The sequence below is a fragment of the Candidatus Uabimicrobium helgolandensis genome (assembly GCF_041508025.1).
Taxonomy (GTDB): Bacteria; Planctomycetota; Uabimicrobiia; order Uabimicrobiales; family Uabimicrobiaceae; genus Uabimicrobium; species Uabimicrobium helgolandensis.
The window spans coordinates 7835607-7853481 of record NZ_CP165719.1; the positions used below are offsets into that span (position 1 = coordinate 7835607).

Genomic DNA, 17875 nt, shown 5'->3' on the forward strand with positions numbered 1-17875 from the left:
AAAATCCCATGCAAAATAGTAAATTATTTTTCACCATCTCTTAATCAGACAAAAGTATGTTCTCTAAAACTACATTGCAAAATGAAACATAGATATTGAACGTAAGTTATAAATATTGAGTAAATTACACGCCTTAGTTACCTTTGAATTTTTTCAATATAGTCTCAAAACTCTTTTTTCCATTATCAATACGTTCCATTTTAACAAGACCTACATTTGGTGCGTAATATTCATACATCACTATTTTTTTACTAAGGTCCACGCTCTGAATTTTAACTTTTAAGCATTGTATATTTTTGTATTCTTTTACTGGAACTTTATATCCAACAACTTGTACTTTAAAATTAGAAAATTTATTAATTTTTCTTTGCCAAACCGAATCTACTTTCACTTTTTGCGGAATGATTTCAAAATTAGCATTTTTAGTAGCTACCTTTTGCTTGATCACATTTTTTTCAATAAAAATAGTGATCCTTGCCGCAGACTTATCACTACTTTCTTGCTCTAAACGCGTATAAGTATTTTTACTTTTTTTCTCGATGGTTTGTATTGGCTGCTTAATGTTTTGATCACGAAGATTTCTATTTTCATATTTCCAAGCATAACCAACTTTCAAAGGAAAAAAGTTTTGCAACGACAACCACTGATTGATCACATATTTATCAGTACCACTAAGCTTAGAACTTACTGCGCCTCCTGATTTTTTATCTATCGCTTCTAGATACTTAGCAAAATATTTACTCGCTTGCGATTTGTTAGTCCTCAGCTTCATTTTTCCTAAATCATTATAATAGCTATAATTTTTTGGAAATAACCGAATAAACTTAAGTATAACTTTTTCTTTGTTTTTCGATGTTTTTATAAATAACTTGAAAGCTTCTTCGTATGCTTTCTTTTGCACTTCATCGAGATTTTCGGTCTTTAAGTTTCGTAGGTGACTTTTTAACGAAGACAAAAGTTTCGCAGACAATACTTTGTCTTTTTTGCTATAAGCAATTGCCATGTATATTTTTGCTTCCAAGGTACTCTTTACTTGAGAAAGAGCCAGCGTTTTCTTCAGGGTTTTTTCCCAACGTTTTTCTAATAAAAATATTTCTCTATCTCTGTTGAGATAGTATATTCTCGTTAAAATTGTAAGTATATTTGTTTGAGTATCTCGAGGTATTTTTTTAAATATAGAACTCTTTACAATATTCTTTAATATTTCAGAAGTCGCTTCGTATTTTTTAGCAACATATTTTTTCTGCGCTTGTTGAAATTTCCCTTGAAGATCCTGTCTTAAAATAGACTCAATTTCATAGCGATGGTTTGTTTTTGGATTTGCTGCTAAAAAAAGTTCATATGCTTTTATACTGTCCGATTTTGTTTTTTTCTTTATAGATAAAAATCTTTTTTCTTGAGATAAAAGCTCGCTGTATTTTTGTTTAGTTTCATAATCAACTTGGCTGTACTTATCTAACTCTTTTAATAAACTTTCAACTTTACGAATATTACTTTGCTGTAGAGCTTGCTCGATATTGGCAATAATAATATTACCTTTAGTGTCAATTTCTTTCTTACTCTCTGTTTCATTGTAAGCGCTTAAATTTTGAGAAATTTGCTGTATTTTGCCACTAAAATTTTGCAAAGAGAATTTACTATCAAGTATTGCTAAACAAGGAGAAATATCGATTTCAATGATACGCTTGGCATTTTCATATTGTTTGTTCTTTAAGTGTTCTTGCATATTTAAATAATATGTAATAAGTTCACCTAGCTTTTTGCCGCTATTTGTTTCTTGTGAATTTAGTAATGTCTTTGCTACTTTTGGTTGTAACTTGTTTAATGCACGAGCTACTTGGTAAAGATTAAATCTTTTACTATGAAGAGTATCTAGATTTTGCTGTAAATCAATAAGGAGTTCTGGCGTACTTGAAGGCATTTTTTGAATTTGCATGTACAAATCTTGAGATTTAACCAAATCTTCACTTTCAAGAGCACGTTGAAATTCTATTTGTAGAGAAAGACGCGTTATTTTATTGGGGAATATAAAAGTGTTTGCCCCAAAAAAAGTATTCTTAATTTCCTCCAAGTAAATTTTAGCTTGCCGTTCATTTGAATTCGCCACCGCTGCTTGGAATTGTTGTTCTATTTTACGGTTCTCTTTGTCAATGTGTAAAAATAGAAATGCGGTTCCCGCTATACACATTAGAAAAATTACAGTCGTCATAAATCGTACAATTTTACGAATTTTATTGCGTTTAAGTAATTTTTTCTCACGTATTTCTATATTATCAATAGCATCAATAAATTCTTGTGCATTAGCAAAACGCGCACGTGGATCTTTTTCTAAAGATTTGAGAACTAACTCTTCAACAGCAAGAGGCAGACGAGGAACAGATAACGATGGCTGTGGCGGCTTTTTTAATACATGTGCGACTAATACTTCTTTTGTACTACCATCAAAAGGAACTTTACCTGTTAGCATTTCAAATAAAACAACACCTACAGAATAAAAATCGGTGCGAAAATCAATTTTTTCTCCTCCAGCTTGTTCTGTAGACATATAATGCGGTGTTCCAATAATACTTTCTTGGGTAATTTTTTGTTGACTATTATCATCTAAGATTTTAGCGATTCCAAAATCGAGAACTAAAGCGTGATCTTTACCCCCACGATTTTCAATAATTATATTATCTGGCTTCAAATCGCGGTGCGCAATATTCTTTTGGTGGGGCCCTTTTAAAGCTGAAAGAACTTGTCTAACAATATTAAGCGATCGTTTTAAATCCAACTTACCATTTTTCGTTATTGTATTGGTAAGTGTTTTTCCACTTGAATGATCCATCGTATAGTAATAGTGACCTTCTTTGGTATGTCCAAAATCACGTATTTGAATCACATTTTCATGAGTAAACTCCATCGCCATTTCAATTTCGCGTACAAAACGATCTTTAAAGCTATTGTCATTTGAAAGTTTTGGATCGAGTAGCTTTAAAGCGAAAAAACGTTTACTTGACGATAATTCTAGATGCTCTACTTTGTAAACTATTCCCATCCCTCCAGAACCCAAAACATCAACGATTCTATAGCGATTATTTACAACGTCCCCTGGTGTAAATGCCTGACGAGCTTGCAAAGTACTTATACTTTTATCATCAACACTTTTGATATCTTCTGATTCCAAAATAGCATTTATTGCATCAACAAATTCATCCGCGGAAGCATAACGTTCATCTACTTTTTTAGCAAGGGCTTTTAGAATGAGTCCATCTAATTCTGTAGGGATTCCTTTACGAACATAACTCGGGGGTAGAGGGCTTTCTTGGACTATTTTGATAAGCACCTCTTGTTGTGTTCCAATAAAAGGTGCTCGTCCAGTCAACATATGATATAAAGAAGCTCCTAGTGAATATATATCTGTTGCAATAGTCAAATCTTGTGCTGTCGCTTGTTCAGGAGACATGTACAATAAGGTTCCAATAACTCCTTGCGTTAGCTTTTCGGTATATTCAGTGGTTAAGCTTTTCGCTATACCAAAATCCAAAACATAAGTAAAGGGTTCTTCTCCGCGCATTTCAAACATAATATTTTCAGGTTTTAAATCACGGTGAATAATATTTTTTTTGTGCGCCTCTCGCAAAGCTTCTAGAGTCTGTAATGCTATTTTAAGGGTCACCTCAATATCCAGTGCTCCCTGGGTTTCTATTGTTTCTTTGACAACATTTCCACTACAATAATCCATAGTAAAATATGGTTGATTGTCTGGCGTTACTCCAAAATCTCGAATAGGAATTACATGCGGATGAGAAAATTCCATCATCACGGCAACTTCACGTTTAAAACGCTTAGAAAATTCACCAACTTTGTTTCCATGTCCTGCGAGCACTTTAAGTGCAAAGTGTTTACCACCCGTAAGAAGTTGGTGCTCGACTTTGTAAACAAAAGCCATGCCACCGCGTCCGAGAAAATCGATAATCTTATAACGGTTATCAATGATATCACCGACATTAAATGGACTAGTTGCTGGAATACTAACACTACTTTCCATTGTTGCTGTAAGTGATATATCTCTAGTTGGTAAATTTTGTGAAGAACTCATTTCGATTGGAAAATCTAAATCTTTGGTTTGTTCAGTCTCATAGTCAACTTTAGGAACAAATTTTGATGCGATATCTCTTGTAGCTGCCATATGCGAAAAATTGTCTTCTTCACTGCTTGAACTAGATTTTGTCGCAGCCAAAAAAGTATCTTCACCTATTGATTCAACTTCGAATGTACCATCTGCATACATCGCTTCTTCGACATCAACGTCCATTTCTTCCACAGCTTCGGCAGCAAGAATAGCGCTATCTTCCATCACTGATTGTTCTTTAAATAGAGCTACTACATCAGGATCAGCGATTTTACTTTGTAGCGCTGAATCAAGTATACCATCTTCGGAGTTATCACTTTCGCTAGTTGTTTCTGTATTAAGAAGACCTTGTTCATTTACAGTTGGAATGTCAGGAACAGAATCTTCTTCTTCTATATCGGTAGAGCAGATAATTGTATCTGCAATTGGATCATCTTCTTCACCCTCATCGTATATTTCTTCGCGTTTTGTTTCGAACTCTTTTTTTTCCGCGTATTTATTTTTATTAGTCGGTTCTTCAATAATAGGAGGTCCTGCAAATATTTGGGGTGTTGCTTGAATATCGCTTGGCAATGCTAAATATTGTGAATTCATTAAATCCGAGTCTTCTATATCAGACTGTTCAACATCTTCAGCAGTTGTAATTAGTTCACTATCAACAGGTACAGCATCCATATCCAAATTACTAATAATAGAGTCGTCCTCTATACCAAATTCATTTGATGGAATAGCATCTATAGATTCTGCGTATAAAGGAGTTTCTTGGTTCTCATTTTTTTTATTTTGTTTTTTATTATTTTTTGAGGAAGGATTGCGCTCCATTGATTCCTCCTAACAATATCAAGTAAATTAGTGATCACAAATAACCGATAAATTGTTTCTACAATATCTCTTATTCTTCGGTTAAATCAATAAGAGGTGTTCCATCATAGTCACAAGTTTGTTGCTTACCATCTTTATAAATACGTCCACATACAGGACAATTGAGTATTTTTGTTGCTTGAGTTGTGTCTTTTAACAAAGGATCATTTAAGTACTTAGCGCTTTCAGCTTCTATTTTCGCTTTTTCCACTTCAGCCTTGGCTTTTTGCGCTTCCGAATCAGCGATTGCTTTGCGAGCTTCGGCGTCAGCAAAAGCTTTTTGTGCTTCTAATTCTGCTTGAGCTTTTGCTTTTTCTACTTCAGCTTTGATTCTTTCTAATTCGATTCTAGCTTGTTCTGTCTGATTACTTTGTTGCTGCTGCGCCATTTGTTTTTTGCGAATTTGAATTTGTTTATCGAGATATTGCTTTACCTGAGGAGATTTCCCTCCTGCTTCAAGATATACTTTGTAATATTTTATTGCTTTTGAAGCTACCTCTAATTGTTGCCAAGTATCTCCCATGCTTTTAAGAACATCAACATCTGTTGGATTTTTCGCAAGAACTTGTTTATATTCTTTTATAGTAAGAGAGTTGGGGCCCATTTTCTTTTCACGTAGTAAAGCATTCAAATAAATAATGCGCTCATTATCAGGAGAAACACTTTTTGCTTTATCTATGTTGTTTTGTGCATCTTCATGAAGCCCTAAGTTAATCTTAGCAATTGCTTTACCAAGAAAAATTTCAAATTTCTGTTCTTGTGAAGGTTCTAGTTGAAGAGCTTTGTTGTACTGACCTTGAGCTTTTAAGTTTTCATCTTGCTGTACAAAAGCTTTTCCCTTTAGTATATACCCTTGAGGCTTACTATTATCTAACGCAAGAGCTTTTTCAACACTTTCCATCGCTCCTTGCGTTTGGTTTGTGTAGATTTTGTATTCTGCTAATTTTAAATGAGCGTCTAAAAATTTAGGACTGTCGGCAACCGCTTCTTCTAATAAAAAGATAGGTTGTGCATAGTTACCATTATCCCACTGACTTATCGCTTCGTTGTAGTCTGCTTGTGCTTTTTTTGATACACTTGAACATCCTATACACAAAACGAATATTATCAAAATTGACAACTTGTACATTTTATTTCCTCTAATCTGTAGATAGTGATAATATGCCCTCTAATGTTTCCGCCATTTCGCTTTGTTTTGCCTTTTTCACCACATTTATCTTTATAATTGCATCGTTTAATGAAGCGTTGCTTTTTTCTGACGGCAATTTAAAAAACACGAAACCAAAAACTTTTTCGTCTTTTAATATATTAAAATCACGCAGTGATTTTGCATTGTAATCTTTCTCTAAATCGTAGTTGGCACTTGAAACAGATGAACCAATAATAAAAGCCGGAAAAATAAGTAGTGGTATACCCAACAAAGCACGTCCATAAGAATTTTGAGTATTCTCAATGACTGTTTTCGTTTCCACTAACTGAGCTTGTGAGCCATCTTCAAAAGATAGAGAAATGTTACCTTGGCGTACAGTGTATTCATAATCGGAATCATTGGCAAAACTAAGATATATTGGTAAATAACCATAATCTCGTAAATTGCGATTAAAATATTTTTCTGATTTTTTAGCCGAAGAATAATCTTCTGCTGCAATCGCCAACCCTTTTAAATCTTTCTTTTTTACGTGTTGATGAGCTGGTCGCGAAGTATCTTTTTCGTATGCGCGGTAAGACACACAACCTATTAAAACAAAACTTAGAGTTAAAACACACAAAGTTCTCAACATTTTATTATCCTTGAAAAATATATTGAAAAATCTATCTATAATCAATAAAAAATTAGTAGGTCTTTTCTTTCGCACTGGTATTATATCATTAGAATTATAACATATTTACAGCTAAATTTAAAATTTTGTTTATCAAAGGAGAAAGCATGACTTTAGGTACAGGTGATTGGATTGTCATCGCTGTATATGTAGGAATTGTTGCAGCGATCACAATTTGGCATACGGCCAAAACAACCACAACTAGTGAATTTTTATTGGCAGGAAGACGTTTAACTCTACCTATTTTTGTGGCAACACTTGTTTCTACCTGGTACGGTGGAATTTTTGGTATTAGTGAGTTCACTGAATATTATGGCTTAGGCGCTTGGCTAGTTCAAGGTATTTTTTGGTATATTATATATGCGGTATTTGCACTTTTTATTGCTGAAAAAATTCGCAGCATGCCATTTTATACCATTCCCGATATTTTAGAAAACAATTATGGAAAAAAAGCGGCTTTTGTTGGCGGCATTTTTACGTATATAATGGTAAATCCAGCACCTTATTTACTATCTTTAGGTATTCTCATCGCTTATTTTTCTCCTTTAACTCTTGTCGAATCTATTATTATATCGACTTGTTTATGCATAATCTATACCTATCTTGCCGGATTTCGCGGCGTAGTCTACACTGACTTATTTCAATTTATGTGGATGTTTCTTGCATTCATTGTGCTTTTTTACCTTGCCTACAATGAATGGGGAGGAATTGAATTCTTACAAAAGAACTTACCTGAAACACACTTGCAAATTACAGGAGGTATGAGCACAGGAGTTATTTTAGTTTGGGCTGGTCTTGCTTGTTGGGTGTTCGTCGATCCCAATTTTTATCAAAGATGTGCGGCCGCCAAAAATCCCAAAACAGCGAAGCATGGTATACTAACATGCATTGCATTTTGGTTAGTTTTTGATATTGTCGCGATTGGTTCTGCCATGTACGGTTTTGCAGCACTTAGCGCTGGCGAATTGTCTATTCCCCCTGGAAATAACAAATATATGTACCTTGCACTTGCTGACCATCTCATGTCTTCACCTCTAAAGGGACTTTTTGTTGCAGGTATAGTCTCAACAATTATGTCCACAGCAGATTCATTCCTGTTTGTCGCAGCGGTAAATATTTCTCGCGATTACTATTGGCGCTACTTGAATCGCGAAGCTAGTGATGAAAAAGTTGTTGTGGCGACACGTATTGCAATTTTAATTACCGCTGTGTTCTCTGCTGCACTCGCAATCGCACTTCCCAAAGTAACGCAACTATGGTATGCTTTAGGAAACATTGGACTAAGTGCTTTACTTATTTCTATGTTGCGCACGTTTTATGGAAAAAAACACGGAGGACACGCTGCTTTGGCTTCAATGTTTGCAGGAGCTGCAGTTGCTTGTTTATGGCTATTATTTGGGCTTATTCATATGAAAAATGGTTTTCCAGTGTACCCTCTTGGAGTAGAACCTTTATATCCAGGACTATTACTAAGTTATCTTGCATACGAAATATCAGGGAGATTAAGTCATGAGAGTAATAGCAAAAAGTAAGAAATCCTCTTTTAACAAACTAAGAAGAAAAAAGAAAAAGCCACAAAAGAAACAAAAATTAACGATATTAAAATTTAAAAGAATATGTAAAAAAACAATTAAAAGACTTCAGGCTAGAAAAAATCGTAGTAAAATGGCTCTAGTGGTTGTCGTATTAATATTTTTGGGGATATGGTGGTTTATACAAATAATCCCGAATACACACTCTAATCATAGAACCACCAACTCTAAAAATACTTCTCAAAGTACATATGGTACACCAGAGAAAAAGAGTGTGTCAAAAAAACACAACTCAATATTTTATAATAACTCCGCTCCCAAAGCCAAAAATTCTCGTACCCAAAATTATTCTTCTGCTTACGAAAATTAGAGCATGTCAATTATTTAAACATTAAATGGAGTGTGCAATGAGTAGCGAAAATTTACTGGAAACATTTTTTACTGATGAACAACAAGATTCTCTACATGGAAAAACATTTGCTCATTATCAAATAGAAGAAAAACTTGGTGAAGGAGGAATGGGAATTGTTTACCGCGCTTATGATACGCGCTTAAGAAATATCGTGGCTTTAAAAATAGTGCAAGGTAATAGTAGTTTACAAAGCACACAACGATTTCTTCGTGAAGCTTCGGCAACAGCTCAGTTAAATCATCCAGGTATTGTGCGTTTTTACGAGGTTGGCGACAAACCGCAACCGTATTTTACTATGGAGTACATAGAAGGTGTAACACTTGCGCAAGTCATTAAAGAAAAACGAATTACTGATGAACTTATTATTGATATTATGATACAAGCGTGTGATGCACTAAGCGCTGCTCATCAAAAGAAAATATTGCACCGCGATATAAAACCTTCCAACATTATGATTGACCGCCAAGGCATTGTCAAAATTATGGATTTTGGTTTGGCAAAGCAGCTTGCTGACGACAGAACTCAGTTATCATGTGAAGGTTCTCCACTAGGAACTTTACAGTATATGTCCCCAGAGCAAGCACGTGGCGAAACTAGTATTCGCAGCGATGTTTATTCTTTAGGTTCAACACTCTACGAAGCAATTACATATCGCCCTTTATTCCAAGGGGATCAAATCAGTTTAATGTATCAAATATTTCACGACGAACCGTTGCTTCCTCGAAAATTGGACCCTGGTATTTCTCCTTATTTAGAAGCAATATGTTTAAAATGCGTACATCGTAAACCTGAAAAAAGATACAAGAGTTTTAAACAATTGTCTAGCGATTTAAAAAACTTCCAAGCACATCGCCCTATTAGCGCAAAAAAATACAATCAGTGGAATACCATTACTAATTTTGTTCAGCGTCAAAAAGCTTTGTGTGTATTTCTTCTTATAGCCTTGCTAGCTACAGTTGGTGCATTTTTTTACATTTCAAAATCAAACAAAGAGATACAACAAAAAAGTGCAGAGAAAGATATTCATAGAACTCTAGAAAACTTATCTTTATTTAAGCAATATCTCACTTTGCGCGACTACAACAGTGCAATAAAACACTTTGACAATGCTAATAATACTTTAAAAAATAGTGAAGTGGAAAAAATACTAAAAAATGCAAGCTCTAACGCAATAGACAAGGATTTACAAATAGTTTTTCCTTTTCTACCTATAGTTTTACAAACCATAGAAAATTACGTTTTGCCACATCTACCAACTCCTAAAAAGCAAAAATTAATCCACCACAAAATACTAAAAACATTGCAATCATCACCATATTTTGTCGCTTATATCCTCAAAAACAAAACAGTAATTGAAAATAAAATATCCAAAGAAAAAATTACGGTGGATGAAATTTTTGACTATGTAAGTTTTTCGGATGATGGTAGTACCACTGCTCTATACAAACAGCGTAAATTACGCATCTTAGAAGTTAAAACAAAACAGTTTCTTGATATTTCGATTGAACATCTCCAAGAGATTGCTCGTATGAAAATATCTTTTAACAACCGTTTTATATATATTTCAGGAAAAACAGGCGTTTTATTTGATCGGCATAAACAAAAACTTCACTCTGTAAAAAACGGTGTTCCTTGTTTTCGCCGCGATAATAAAATGTTAGTGATAGGAGAGTCTACAAAGATTTTGAATAGAAAATCAGAGTTTTTGCGACTTCCTTCTTTGCAAAAGTTAAAGCTTGTAGATAATTCAGAAAAGATTTATGCAAAATCATTACACTTTGATTTTAAAGGCAAAGCATTAATAGCGATGCGCATAAATGATATTGAGATATACACTCTAGATTTCAAAAAAAACAACGAAGTAAATGTTCAAAAAAGATCCATTATTGCAAATGCTCATAGTGGAAAATGCTTAAAAACAGAAATAAGCCCCGATCGAAAAATACTTGCGACCTTAGGTTTAGATGATAAATTGAAAATATGGAATATTCCTCAACTTCGCAAAATAAGAGAATTATCAATACAGGATTTGCAAGAAAACCTAATTGCAAAAGATGTAAACCACATGTGTTTTTCGCCAGATGGCAATCGGATTGATCTTGTCACTAAACACAAAGAGGAGAGCTTTATTTATTCCTTGGACATTGTCAAATGCGACAAGATTCTAGATTTTCAGAAAAACGAAAGCCTTACAAAGAACAAGATTAAACTTTTGCAACAAACATTAGGCATTAGAAGTGAAAAGCAATTCCAAATAGCTATTTCTTCTGAAGGAAAACGAGTAGCATACTATTTACTTCCTGGTTTATTTATTTGGAATACCAAAAGTGAAAAACTAACTACCTTGAAAGAAAGTATTTTTTTGGGAGATTGTCAATTTCTTAAATTTAGTGATGACCAAAGATATTTATTTTATTCAGGGAAACTTGTTGGGAAGCTCAATTTTTACTGTTGGGACTTACAAACCCAAAAACAGCTTTTTGTAAAAAACTTCGAACAAGTTATGTTTTTTCCAAATAGTGATTTCTTTTTTATTAGAGATAACAAAAAAAGTAACGTGAGAAAACTTTATCGCTTCGAAAAAGGCAAACTCAATCTTGCCTCAATACCACACCAAACTACACATAGTGTTCATGTTTGTGCATTCAATAGTAAAACGAAACAGATTGTTTACGCAAACCACAACGAACAATTTCTTTGGTTTTTTTCCGTAATCGATGGAAAAACCCGCAATATAAAACTCCGCAAACACACCAATAAAATAACAGCTCTACATTTTATAAATGATAGAGAAATAATGGTTGGTAGCGAGAACGGTTATATTTCTATAGTAAATACTAGTGATGGAACTGTAAGACTAGGACCAAAAATCTATAAAACAATACAAAGTTTTTCCTTCGACGGTAGAGCATACTTTGCAAAAACGAAGCATCATCTATACCTTTTGCCGCCGTTTTCTGATTTTGAGGGAAAGTTACTTCATGTACTACCTTTATCTGTTATAGGAGATAACTACTATCACTCCTTACAGGTCAATCCAAAGCTTAAAAATGCTGCTTTGTTAAAGCGTACAGGAGAAGTACTTTTTTGGTCTTTGGGTAAATAACGAGTAGTTGCTGAGGATGTAAGTAAGCTACAATAAATATTGTAGCTCACTTAGAAATTTTTTGCATCACTTCAATGATTGAAACTTCAAAGTCACTTATTTATAGCGGAAATCAAGCTTACCGTCTTTTAAACCAACAGTAATTTTTTGATCTTTTTTCATCTCTTCAAATAGAATTTTTTCTGACAATACCTGAGCGATTTCTTTTTGAATAAGTTTTTCAATCGGACGTGCTCCATATGCCGGATCATACCCTTTTTTCGCCAAGTAGGTTCTTGCAGCATTTGTAATAGAAACGGAGAGTTCTTTTTCTGATAAACGTTCGTTTAATGCTGTAATAGACTTGTCGACAATCTTTTCTACTAATTCAATTGTCAAAGACTTAAAGCCGATTATATTTGTCAAACGATTGCGAAGTTCTGGAGAAAACAGTTTTTCAATTGCCCCTGTGCTTAAATCGGCTTTTTCAAATTCTTGATTGAAACCAATCATTCCTGCACTCATCTCCTTAGCGCCTGCGTTAGTAGTCATAATTAAGATAACATTGCGAAAATCTGATTTACGGCCATTATTATCTGTCAAAGTCGCGTGGTCCATTACCTGTAATAATATATTAAACAAATCAATATGAGCTTTTTCAATTTCATCTAACAAAAGAACACAATGAGGATGGCGATGTATTCCGTCAGTCAGTAATCCTCCCTGATCAAATCCAACGTAACCAGGAGGAGCACCGATAAGACGTGAAATAGTATGCTTTTCCATATATTCGCTCATATCAAAGCGAATCAGCTCTATGCCCATAATCTTCGCTAATTGTTTTGCGATTTCGGTTTTACCAACTCCAGTAGGTCCGGTAAATAAAAAACTCCCTATTGGCTTATTTGGTTCTGTTAGACCAGATCTTGATAATTTTATCGCTGTTGTTAATTCTTCTATAGCAGCGTTTTGACCAAAAACTACCTTCTTGAGTTCACCATCAAGATCTTTGAGTTTTTGTTGATCGTCTGCCTGTACAGTATTAGCTGGAATTTTGGCCATTTTAGCGACCATATTTTCGACATCTAACCTTGTAATGACATTGTCTTCAATATCCTGTAATTTCTTTTTAGCACCTACTTCGTCGATCACATCAATAGCTTTATCGGGAAGAAATCGGTCATTGATGTATTTCGCAGAAAGTTCTGCTGCAGTTCTCAATGCTTCGTCAGTGTATTGTACTTCATGATATTCTTCATAACTCGTTTTCAAACCTTGTAGTATAAGGTAACATTCCTCAATACTCGGTTCACCAACCTCGACTTTTTGAAAACGTCTTGTTAAAGCGCGATCTTTTTCAAAATAAGACTTATACTCTTGGTACGTTGTTGATCCTATGCAAGTTAGCTCAGCGTTAGCTAAGGACGGCTTTAGTATATTAGATGCGTCCATACTTCCGCCAGAGGTAGCACCAGCTCCTATGATCGTATGAATTTCATCTATGAATAATACTGCATGCTCTTGTTTTTTTATCACAGCGAGAATCGCTTTTAGTCTCTCTTCAAATTGTCCGCGAAACTTAGTTCCTGCTATAATTCCTCCCATATCAAGAGAATATATCTTTTTTTCGAGCAAGCTTTTAGGAACCTCTTTTTTTACAATTTTTACAGCAAGGCCTTCGACAATCGCAGTTTTTCCAACACCTGTATCACCTACAAGTATGGGATTGTTCTTACGGCGACGTGCAAGTATATGAACAATTCGTTCTACTTCGTGTTTACGGCCAATAAGAGGATCTATCCCGCCATCAACAGCCTTTTGGTTTAAATCCAAACAGTAACGATCAAAAACTTTTTTTTCGTCTATATCTTCTTCGCCTTGTCCTTCGTGCAAAGCCGGCTGCAAATCATCTTCTATTTCTACTTTAGAAATTCCGTGAGAAATATACTTTACAATGTCAATGCGTTTTATATTTTGCTTCCCTAGATAGTAAACAGCATGGGACTTTTTTTCTTGAAAGAATGCCACTAAAAGGTTGCCACTGTTGATCTCTACTTTACGTGAAGATTCAACGTGATATGCCGCTATTTGTAGTATTTTTTGTACTGCCGTTGTATAGTCTGGATCAGGCTCTTGTTTCTTAGAAATTTTTGGTATGGATGTTTCTAGAAAACCTTGAATATCTTTGCGTAATTTTTTAATATCGGCACCGCAGCTCTTGAGAAGCTTAGAACCATATGGCTCAAAAGTAATTGCATATAGTAAGTGCTCCAAAGTAATTACTTGATGGCGACGATCAAAGGCTTCTTTATATGCTCTTTGTAGTGTTTCTTCTAGTTCTTTGCTTATCATCATTTATCCTATTACCAGATACCTAGCTCCATTTTTATTTCATCGCTTGCCATTGTTTTTGGGTCCCACGCAGGCTCCCATACAATTTCAACTTTTGATTCGCTAATTCCTTCAGCCGCAGAAACAACATCTTCTACTTCTTTGACAATAACAGGACCAAATGGACACATTGGACTAGTTAACGTCATACAAACTTTCGCCTCGCTGTTATCTTCATTGCAATGAACACCGTAAACCAAACCTAGATCAACGATGCTTTTAAATATTTCTGGATCTTGAACTACGCGAATTGCATCAAAAATTTCTTGCTCTTTTTCGCTTCTTGTTTCCGACTTTTGAAAGTTTTTATGTTCAACCATCTTGTACCTTTCTATAGTTGTTAGTACACTCCAGCATCTATTTTGCGTATTACATGCTACAGAGCACTAATAATATCTGTCACCAATTTTTGGTCTTGCTGGAGGTATTGCTGAAATTCACTCCATTTGATTTTCCACTCATATTGATTCATTTGTGGAGGAAATAAATCAAAACTAGTGACCCATTTGTGTAGCGTTTTTGATTGAGTATTTACATAATCACTTAATACAAACAAATGCTTTTCCGTTTTTTCAAATACCGGAATAAAAAATCTATCTTGTAATTCTTTATTAATTTTGTCCTGCGTTTTTTGCCATTTGTTTTTCCACCGTTGGTAATTTTGACGAATATATTGCGGTTTTTTCTTAAGAAATTTTTCAAGACTTTTATTTTGTTTGTAAAGTGCTTTAGCTAATTTGTTTATGCGGTTTTTTTCTTCATTTGTTGCGCGTAAAATATTTTCTTTACGAGAGGTGGAATTTGAATTTGAATGTAAATATGAAATCCACCATTCCTGGGTCTTTTTAATTTGATAGAATCTACGAATACTTGGTGTTTGTTCTTTTGGAATAATAGATAGTTTTATATAGTATAAATGTTCACAAAGTTTTTTATTAATAGGACCTAGTATGACATTCATTTTTCCACTGTTTAATTGAACTTTATCTTCTTTGTAAACTTTGCTCTTGAACATATCATACAGTTGTACTTTGACTTTTGTTTTAAAAGCACCGGGAGAGCGATCCATTTTGAACAATGCTGCAATAATTAAACCATAAGAAGAATGACGGTTTAAAAAAACAACTTTACTTTTTTCCAAAGTAATTGGAAATGCTGCACGTTTGTTTTTGTTTGGATCTTCTATTTTAGCTATTTGGTGTGGTCTTAAAGTAATCCCTTTGATCTCGACATTCTTTTTCGGATTTTCTGTCGTTTTTTTTATCGCGTTAGGATTAGCATTCTGAGTGTTTTTAACAACCCTTTGCTCATTCGAACTATTTGCATTTGTACTAGTCTTAGATTTGGTGATTTTAGAGTCACTTTGCTCTTTTTCTACGTCATAGTAAAAGCTAGAAAAATTATAAAATGATATTGATAGTAAAACAACGGTAAAAATAATAAGTGCCATAGAGTATACTGGATTTCTTTGTCCTTGTGATTTCATTGGCTCGTTTGACAGTTTTATTTCCTGATTTGATACAGATTTGCGTAGTGATTGTTTTATCTTTAACACAACTGGCTCAACGATATCTGTAGGGGCAACCTTCATAAGAATAATTAAGCCATCAACAGATCTAACAATAAAATTGTGTTGCAAACTACGTTGTACGCGAAAAACTTTTTGGATTTGTTCTCTCGTTACCATATTATGTTCAATAAGCTCATTGCTAATTTTCAAATCCATGTTTTTCGACAACACAGGTATTTTTGCTTCTGCATCATCGGGTATTCCATCTAGTACTTCATTATGCTGTTCTGTTGTTAATTGTTTTTGTTCGCGCAATATATCAAGTATCTTGGCTCCATAAAGAGAAAACCCTGGATCTCCCTGAAGAATCGTAGCATCAACAACCATATCTTCAGTAATATACTCTTTCTTTAATGCTGCACGTACAGTTAAGGAATGTTTAGATATCTTTGCTTGGATGGTTTGAACTGCATCTTCTTCTAAGTGTCCTTCAGCTGCTATTGCTGTCAGATCTTCTTTTTTTTGTTGTGCTTTTAGTACTCTTTGCCGAATTCTTTCTGCCGTGGATGACCTTGTAACTGTCTTATCTAGTGATTGTAAATCAGGATTTTCTTTTACTAAAGAGCCTGAACGGCTAATTGTTTTATCTAATGATTGTAAATCAGGATTCTTTTTGACCAAAGAACCAGAACGAGTAATTGTTTTGTTTAAATCATTAGAATTTGTTGGTTGAGAACGAGTAGGATTATTTGTATTTGTTGGACGTGGACGCTTTTTTCCTAAATCGTTCAAGGACATTGTTTTTTCTAGATAGCTCATGTCCGACGCGGGAGAAGGAGCGTCTAAATTTATATTCATTAAAGGTGGTGCTTCTTCAACATTGTCTTTGTATATTTTTCTTGCAAATTCCTGTGCCTGCTGCGGAGAAACCTTGTAAATATTTTTTAAAACTTCAGTGAATACTCTGGATTCAGACACAAATTTGTTGTAGACAATAATTTTTAGTAGAGAGAAAGGAAATTGCTTTTTAGCTAATTGTTTTCTTATATCAATTGCCTTAGCCCAATCTTGAGAAGATGCATATCTTTGTAAGTTTTCAACAACTAAAACTTCTTTTTCTAGTCGAAAACCAAGCCAATTCATTGAAAAAGATGTTTCTAAAAAATCAGTAAGAATATCTTGGGCACAAATAAATTCTGTTTTTAAACTCTCATTCACTGTATGGCTAGTAATAAAGGTACCTCCTAACCACAGCTCAATTTTGTCATTTTCAATACGCGCTTGAGAAATAATAATAGCGTGTAGTAAATATGGTTCTATTTTATATTTTTTTATCAATATATGAATAAGAGGAAGTGAAATTTTTCCCTTGATTTTTTGCTGTAAATTCCGAGCTTTCTCTAATGTTGAAAAAGGCAGTGTTTTTCCTACTAATTTTGGAAGAGGAGTATTTAGAGGCATTAACTCATTGTTTTTTGCTGTTTGCAGTAACGATGTAAGGTTTATTTCCCATTTTGCTAAATCATTACGGCGAATTTTTATGTTTTGTAAATTACGTAAAGGAGTATTTTTAAGTACATTTGTATAGCTTTTAGGAAACACTACTCCATTAGCAAGTAAACTCTTATGCAATTCAGAATCTTGAGCTTCTTGATCAGTAAATATCTTTGCGCAGCCATCTCCTAGTTCAAGAGTGCAATAATCAATGATTTTAGAAATTTCAGGAGTTTCTAGAATATGTATGAGTATTTCAAGGTAGTTTTGTCGATTAAAAAACTGCCTTGGAAATTTGTGAATAATAATTTCATTGAGAGAAATATTAATACCTAAATCGCTCGAGACTTTTTTGATAGCAATACACTCTTGAAGTTCTGAGCTATCTATAAATCCCTCGCTAACTAACTTTTGTCTTATTTTTTGTTCTATCCCAACCATTCTTGCACCTCTAATCACACTTATGTTATAATTTTACTTAATCTTCCACAACAAACCTTCCTTAGGGTTGTTTTTTGTAGGTTACAATAGAAATTTAATGCACCCTAGTTAAGTGAGTCACAAAAAGTTTTTTGAAGTTCGTGGAAATGCCTTGTATTATTGTAGATTGTATTCTTTCCCATCCTAAATAATACTACATTTATAGACCCATCACA

General features: G+C 34.1%; 9 protein-coding genes. 3 read left to right on the forward strand and 6 right to left on the reverse strand.

Annotated elements, in window-relative coordinates:
- Positions 1 to 133 precede the first annotated feature (133 nt).
- From UABHE_RS28950 to UABHE_RS28960, 3 genes are all read right to left on the reverse strand, one after another.
- Complete coding sequence (locus tag UABHE_RS28950; protein ID WP_372366828.1) at positions 134 to 4936, reverse strand: protein kinase; 4803 nt, start codon at positions 4934 to 4936, stop codon at positions 134 to 136.
- Between the two features lie 70 nt (positions 4937 to 5006).
- On the reverse strand, positions 5007 to 6104 hold the full coding sequence (locus UABHE_RS28955) for a hypothetical protein (RefSeq protein WP_372366829.1): 1098 nt from the start codon (positions 6102 to 6104) through the stop codon (positions 5007 to 5009).
- A 10-nt stretch (positions 6105 to 6114) separates the two neighbouring features.
- Positions 6115 to 6756, reverse strand: coding sequence for a hypothetical protein (locus UABHE_RS28960; RefSeq protein WP_372366830.1), 642 nt, complete (start codon positions 6754 to 6756; stop codon positions 6115 to 6117).
- Between the two features lie 146 nt (positions 6757 to 6902).
- Here UABHE_RS28960 and UABHE_RS28965 point away from each other — a divergent pair, with 146 nt between their 5' ends.
- Genes UABHE_RS28965 through UABHE_RS28975 form a run of 3 tightly spaced genes read left to right on the forward strand, consistent with a single transcriptional unit; the run spans position 6903 to position 11845 of the window.
- Entirely contained in the window at positions 6903 to 8327 is a 1425-nt protein-coding gene (locus UABHE_RS28965; protein WP_372366831.1) for a sodium:solute symporter, read from the forward strand.
- Positions 8305 to 8697: a hypothetical protein gene (locus UABHE_RS28970; protein ID WP_372366832.1), complete on the forward strand. Its 393-nt coding sequence runs from the start codon at positions 8305 to 8307 to the stop codon at positions 8695 to 8697. The genes UABHE_RS28965 and UABHE_RS28970 overlap by 23 nt, the downstream gene beginning before the upstream one ends.
- A 37-nt stretch (positions 8698 to 8734) precedes the next feature.
- Positions 8735 to 11845, forward strand: coding sequence for a protein kinase (locus tag UABHE_RS28975; RefSeq protein ID WP_372366833.1), 3111 nt, complete (start codon positions 8735 to 8737; stop codon positions 11843 to 11845).
- A gap of 96 nt (positions 11846 to 11941) precedes the next feature.
- Here the strand turns inward: UABHE_RS28975 and clpA are convergent, their stop codons facing one another.
- From clpA to UABHE_RS28990, 3 genes are read right to left on the reverse strand one after another with little or no spacing between them, the layout of a single operon-like run.
- A complete protein-coding gene (gene clpA / locus UABHE_RS28980) occupies positions 11942 to 14179 on the reverse strand; it encodes an ATP-dependent Clp protease ATP-binding subunit ClpA (protein ID WP_372366835.1) in 2238 nt (745 codons plus the stop codon).
- An 8-nt stretch (positions 14180 to 14187) separates the two neighbouring features.
- The gene (locus UABHE_RS28985; RefSeq protein ID WP_372366836.1) at positions 14188 to 14535 is read right to left on the reverse strand and encodes a metal-sulfur cluster assembly factor; all 348 of its coding nucleotides are present in this window, start codon (positions 14533 to 14535) and stop codon (positions 14188 to 14190) included.
- A 56-nt stretch (positions 14536 to 14591) separates the two neighbouring features.
- Positions 14592 to 17660 carry a hypothetical protein gene (locus tag UABHE_RS28990; RefSeq protein WP_372366838.1) on the reverse strand — a complete coding sequence of 1023 codons (3069 nt, stop codon included), beginning with the start codon at positions 17658 to 17660 and terminating at the stop codon, positions 14592 to 14594.
- Positions 17661 to 17875 lie beyond the last annotated feature (215 nt).

Excerpts from the sequence above, each read along its gene's own strand:
- UABHE_RS28950 (WP_372366828.1), bottom strand. The coding sequence starts at position 4,936 with ATGGAGCGCAATCCTTCCTCAAAAAATAATAAAAAACAAAATAAAAAA.
- UABHE_RS28955 (WP_372366829.1), bottom strand. The coding sequence starts at position 6,104 with ATGTACAAGTTGTCAATTTTGATAATATTCGTTTTGTGTATAGGATGT.
- UABHE_RS28960 (WP_372366830.1), bottom strand. The coding sequence starts at position 6,756 with ATGTTGAGAACTTTGTGTGTTTTAACTCTAAGTTTTGTTTTAATAGGT.
- UABHE_RS28965 (WP_372366831.1), top strand. The coding sequence starts at position 6,903 with ATGACTTTAGGTACAGGTGATTGGATTGTCATCGCTGTATATGTAGGA.
- UABHE_RS28970 (WP_372366832.1), top strand. The coding sequence starts at position 8,305 with ATGAGAGTAATAGCAAAAAGTAAGAAATCCTCTTTTAACAAACTAAGA.
- UABHE_RS28975 (WP_372366833.1), top strand. The coding sequence starts at position 8,735 with ATGAGTAGCGAAAATTTACTGGAAACATTTTTTACTGATGAACAACAA.
- clpA (WP_372366835.1), bottom strand. The coding sequence starts at position 14,179 with ATGATGATAAGCAAAGAACTAGAAGAAACACTACAAAGAGCATATAAA.
- UABHE_RS28985 (WP_372366836.1), bottom strand. The coding sequence starts at position 14,535 with ATGGTTGAACATAAAAACTTTCAAAAGTCGGAAACAAGAAGCGAAAAA.
- UABHE_RS28990 (WP_372366838.1), bottom strand. The coding sequence starts at position 17,660 with ATGGTTGGGATAGAACAAAAAATAAGACAAAAGTTAGTTAGCGAGGGA.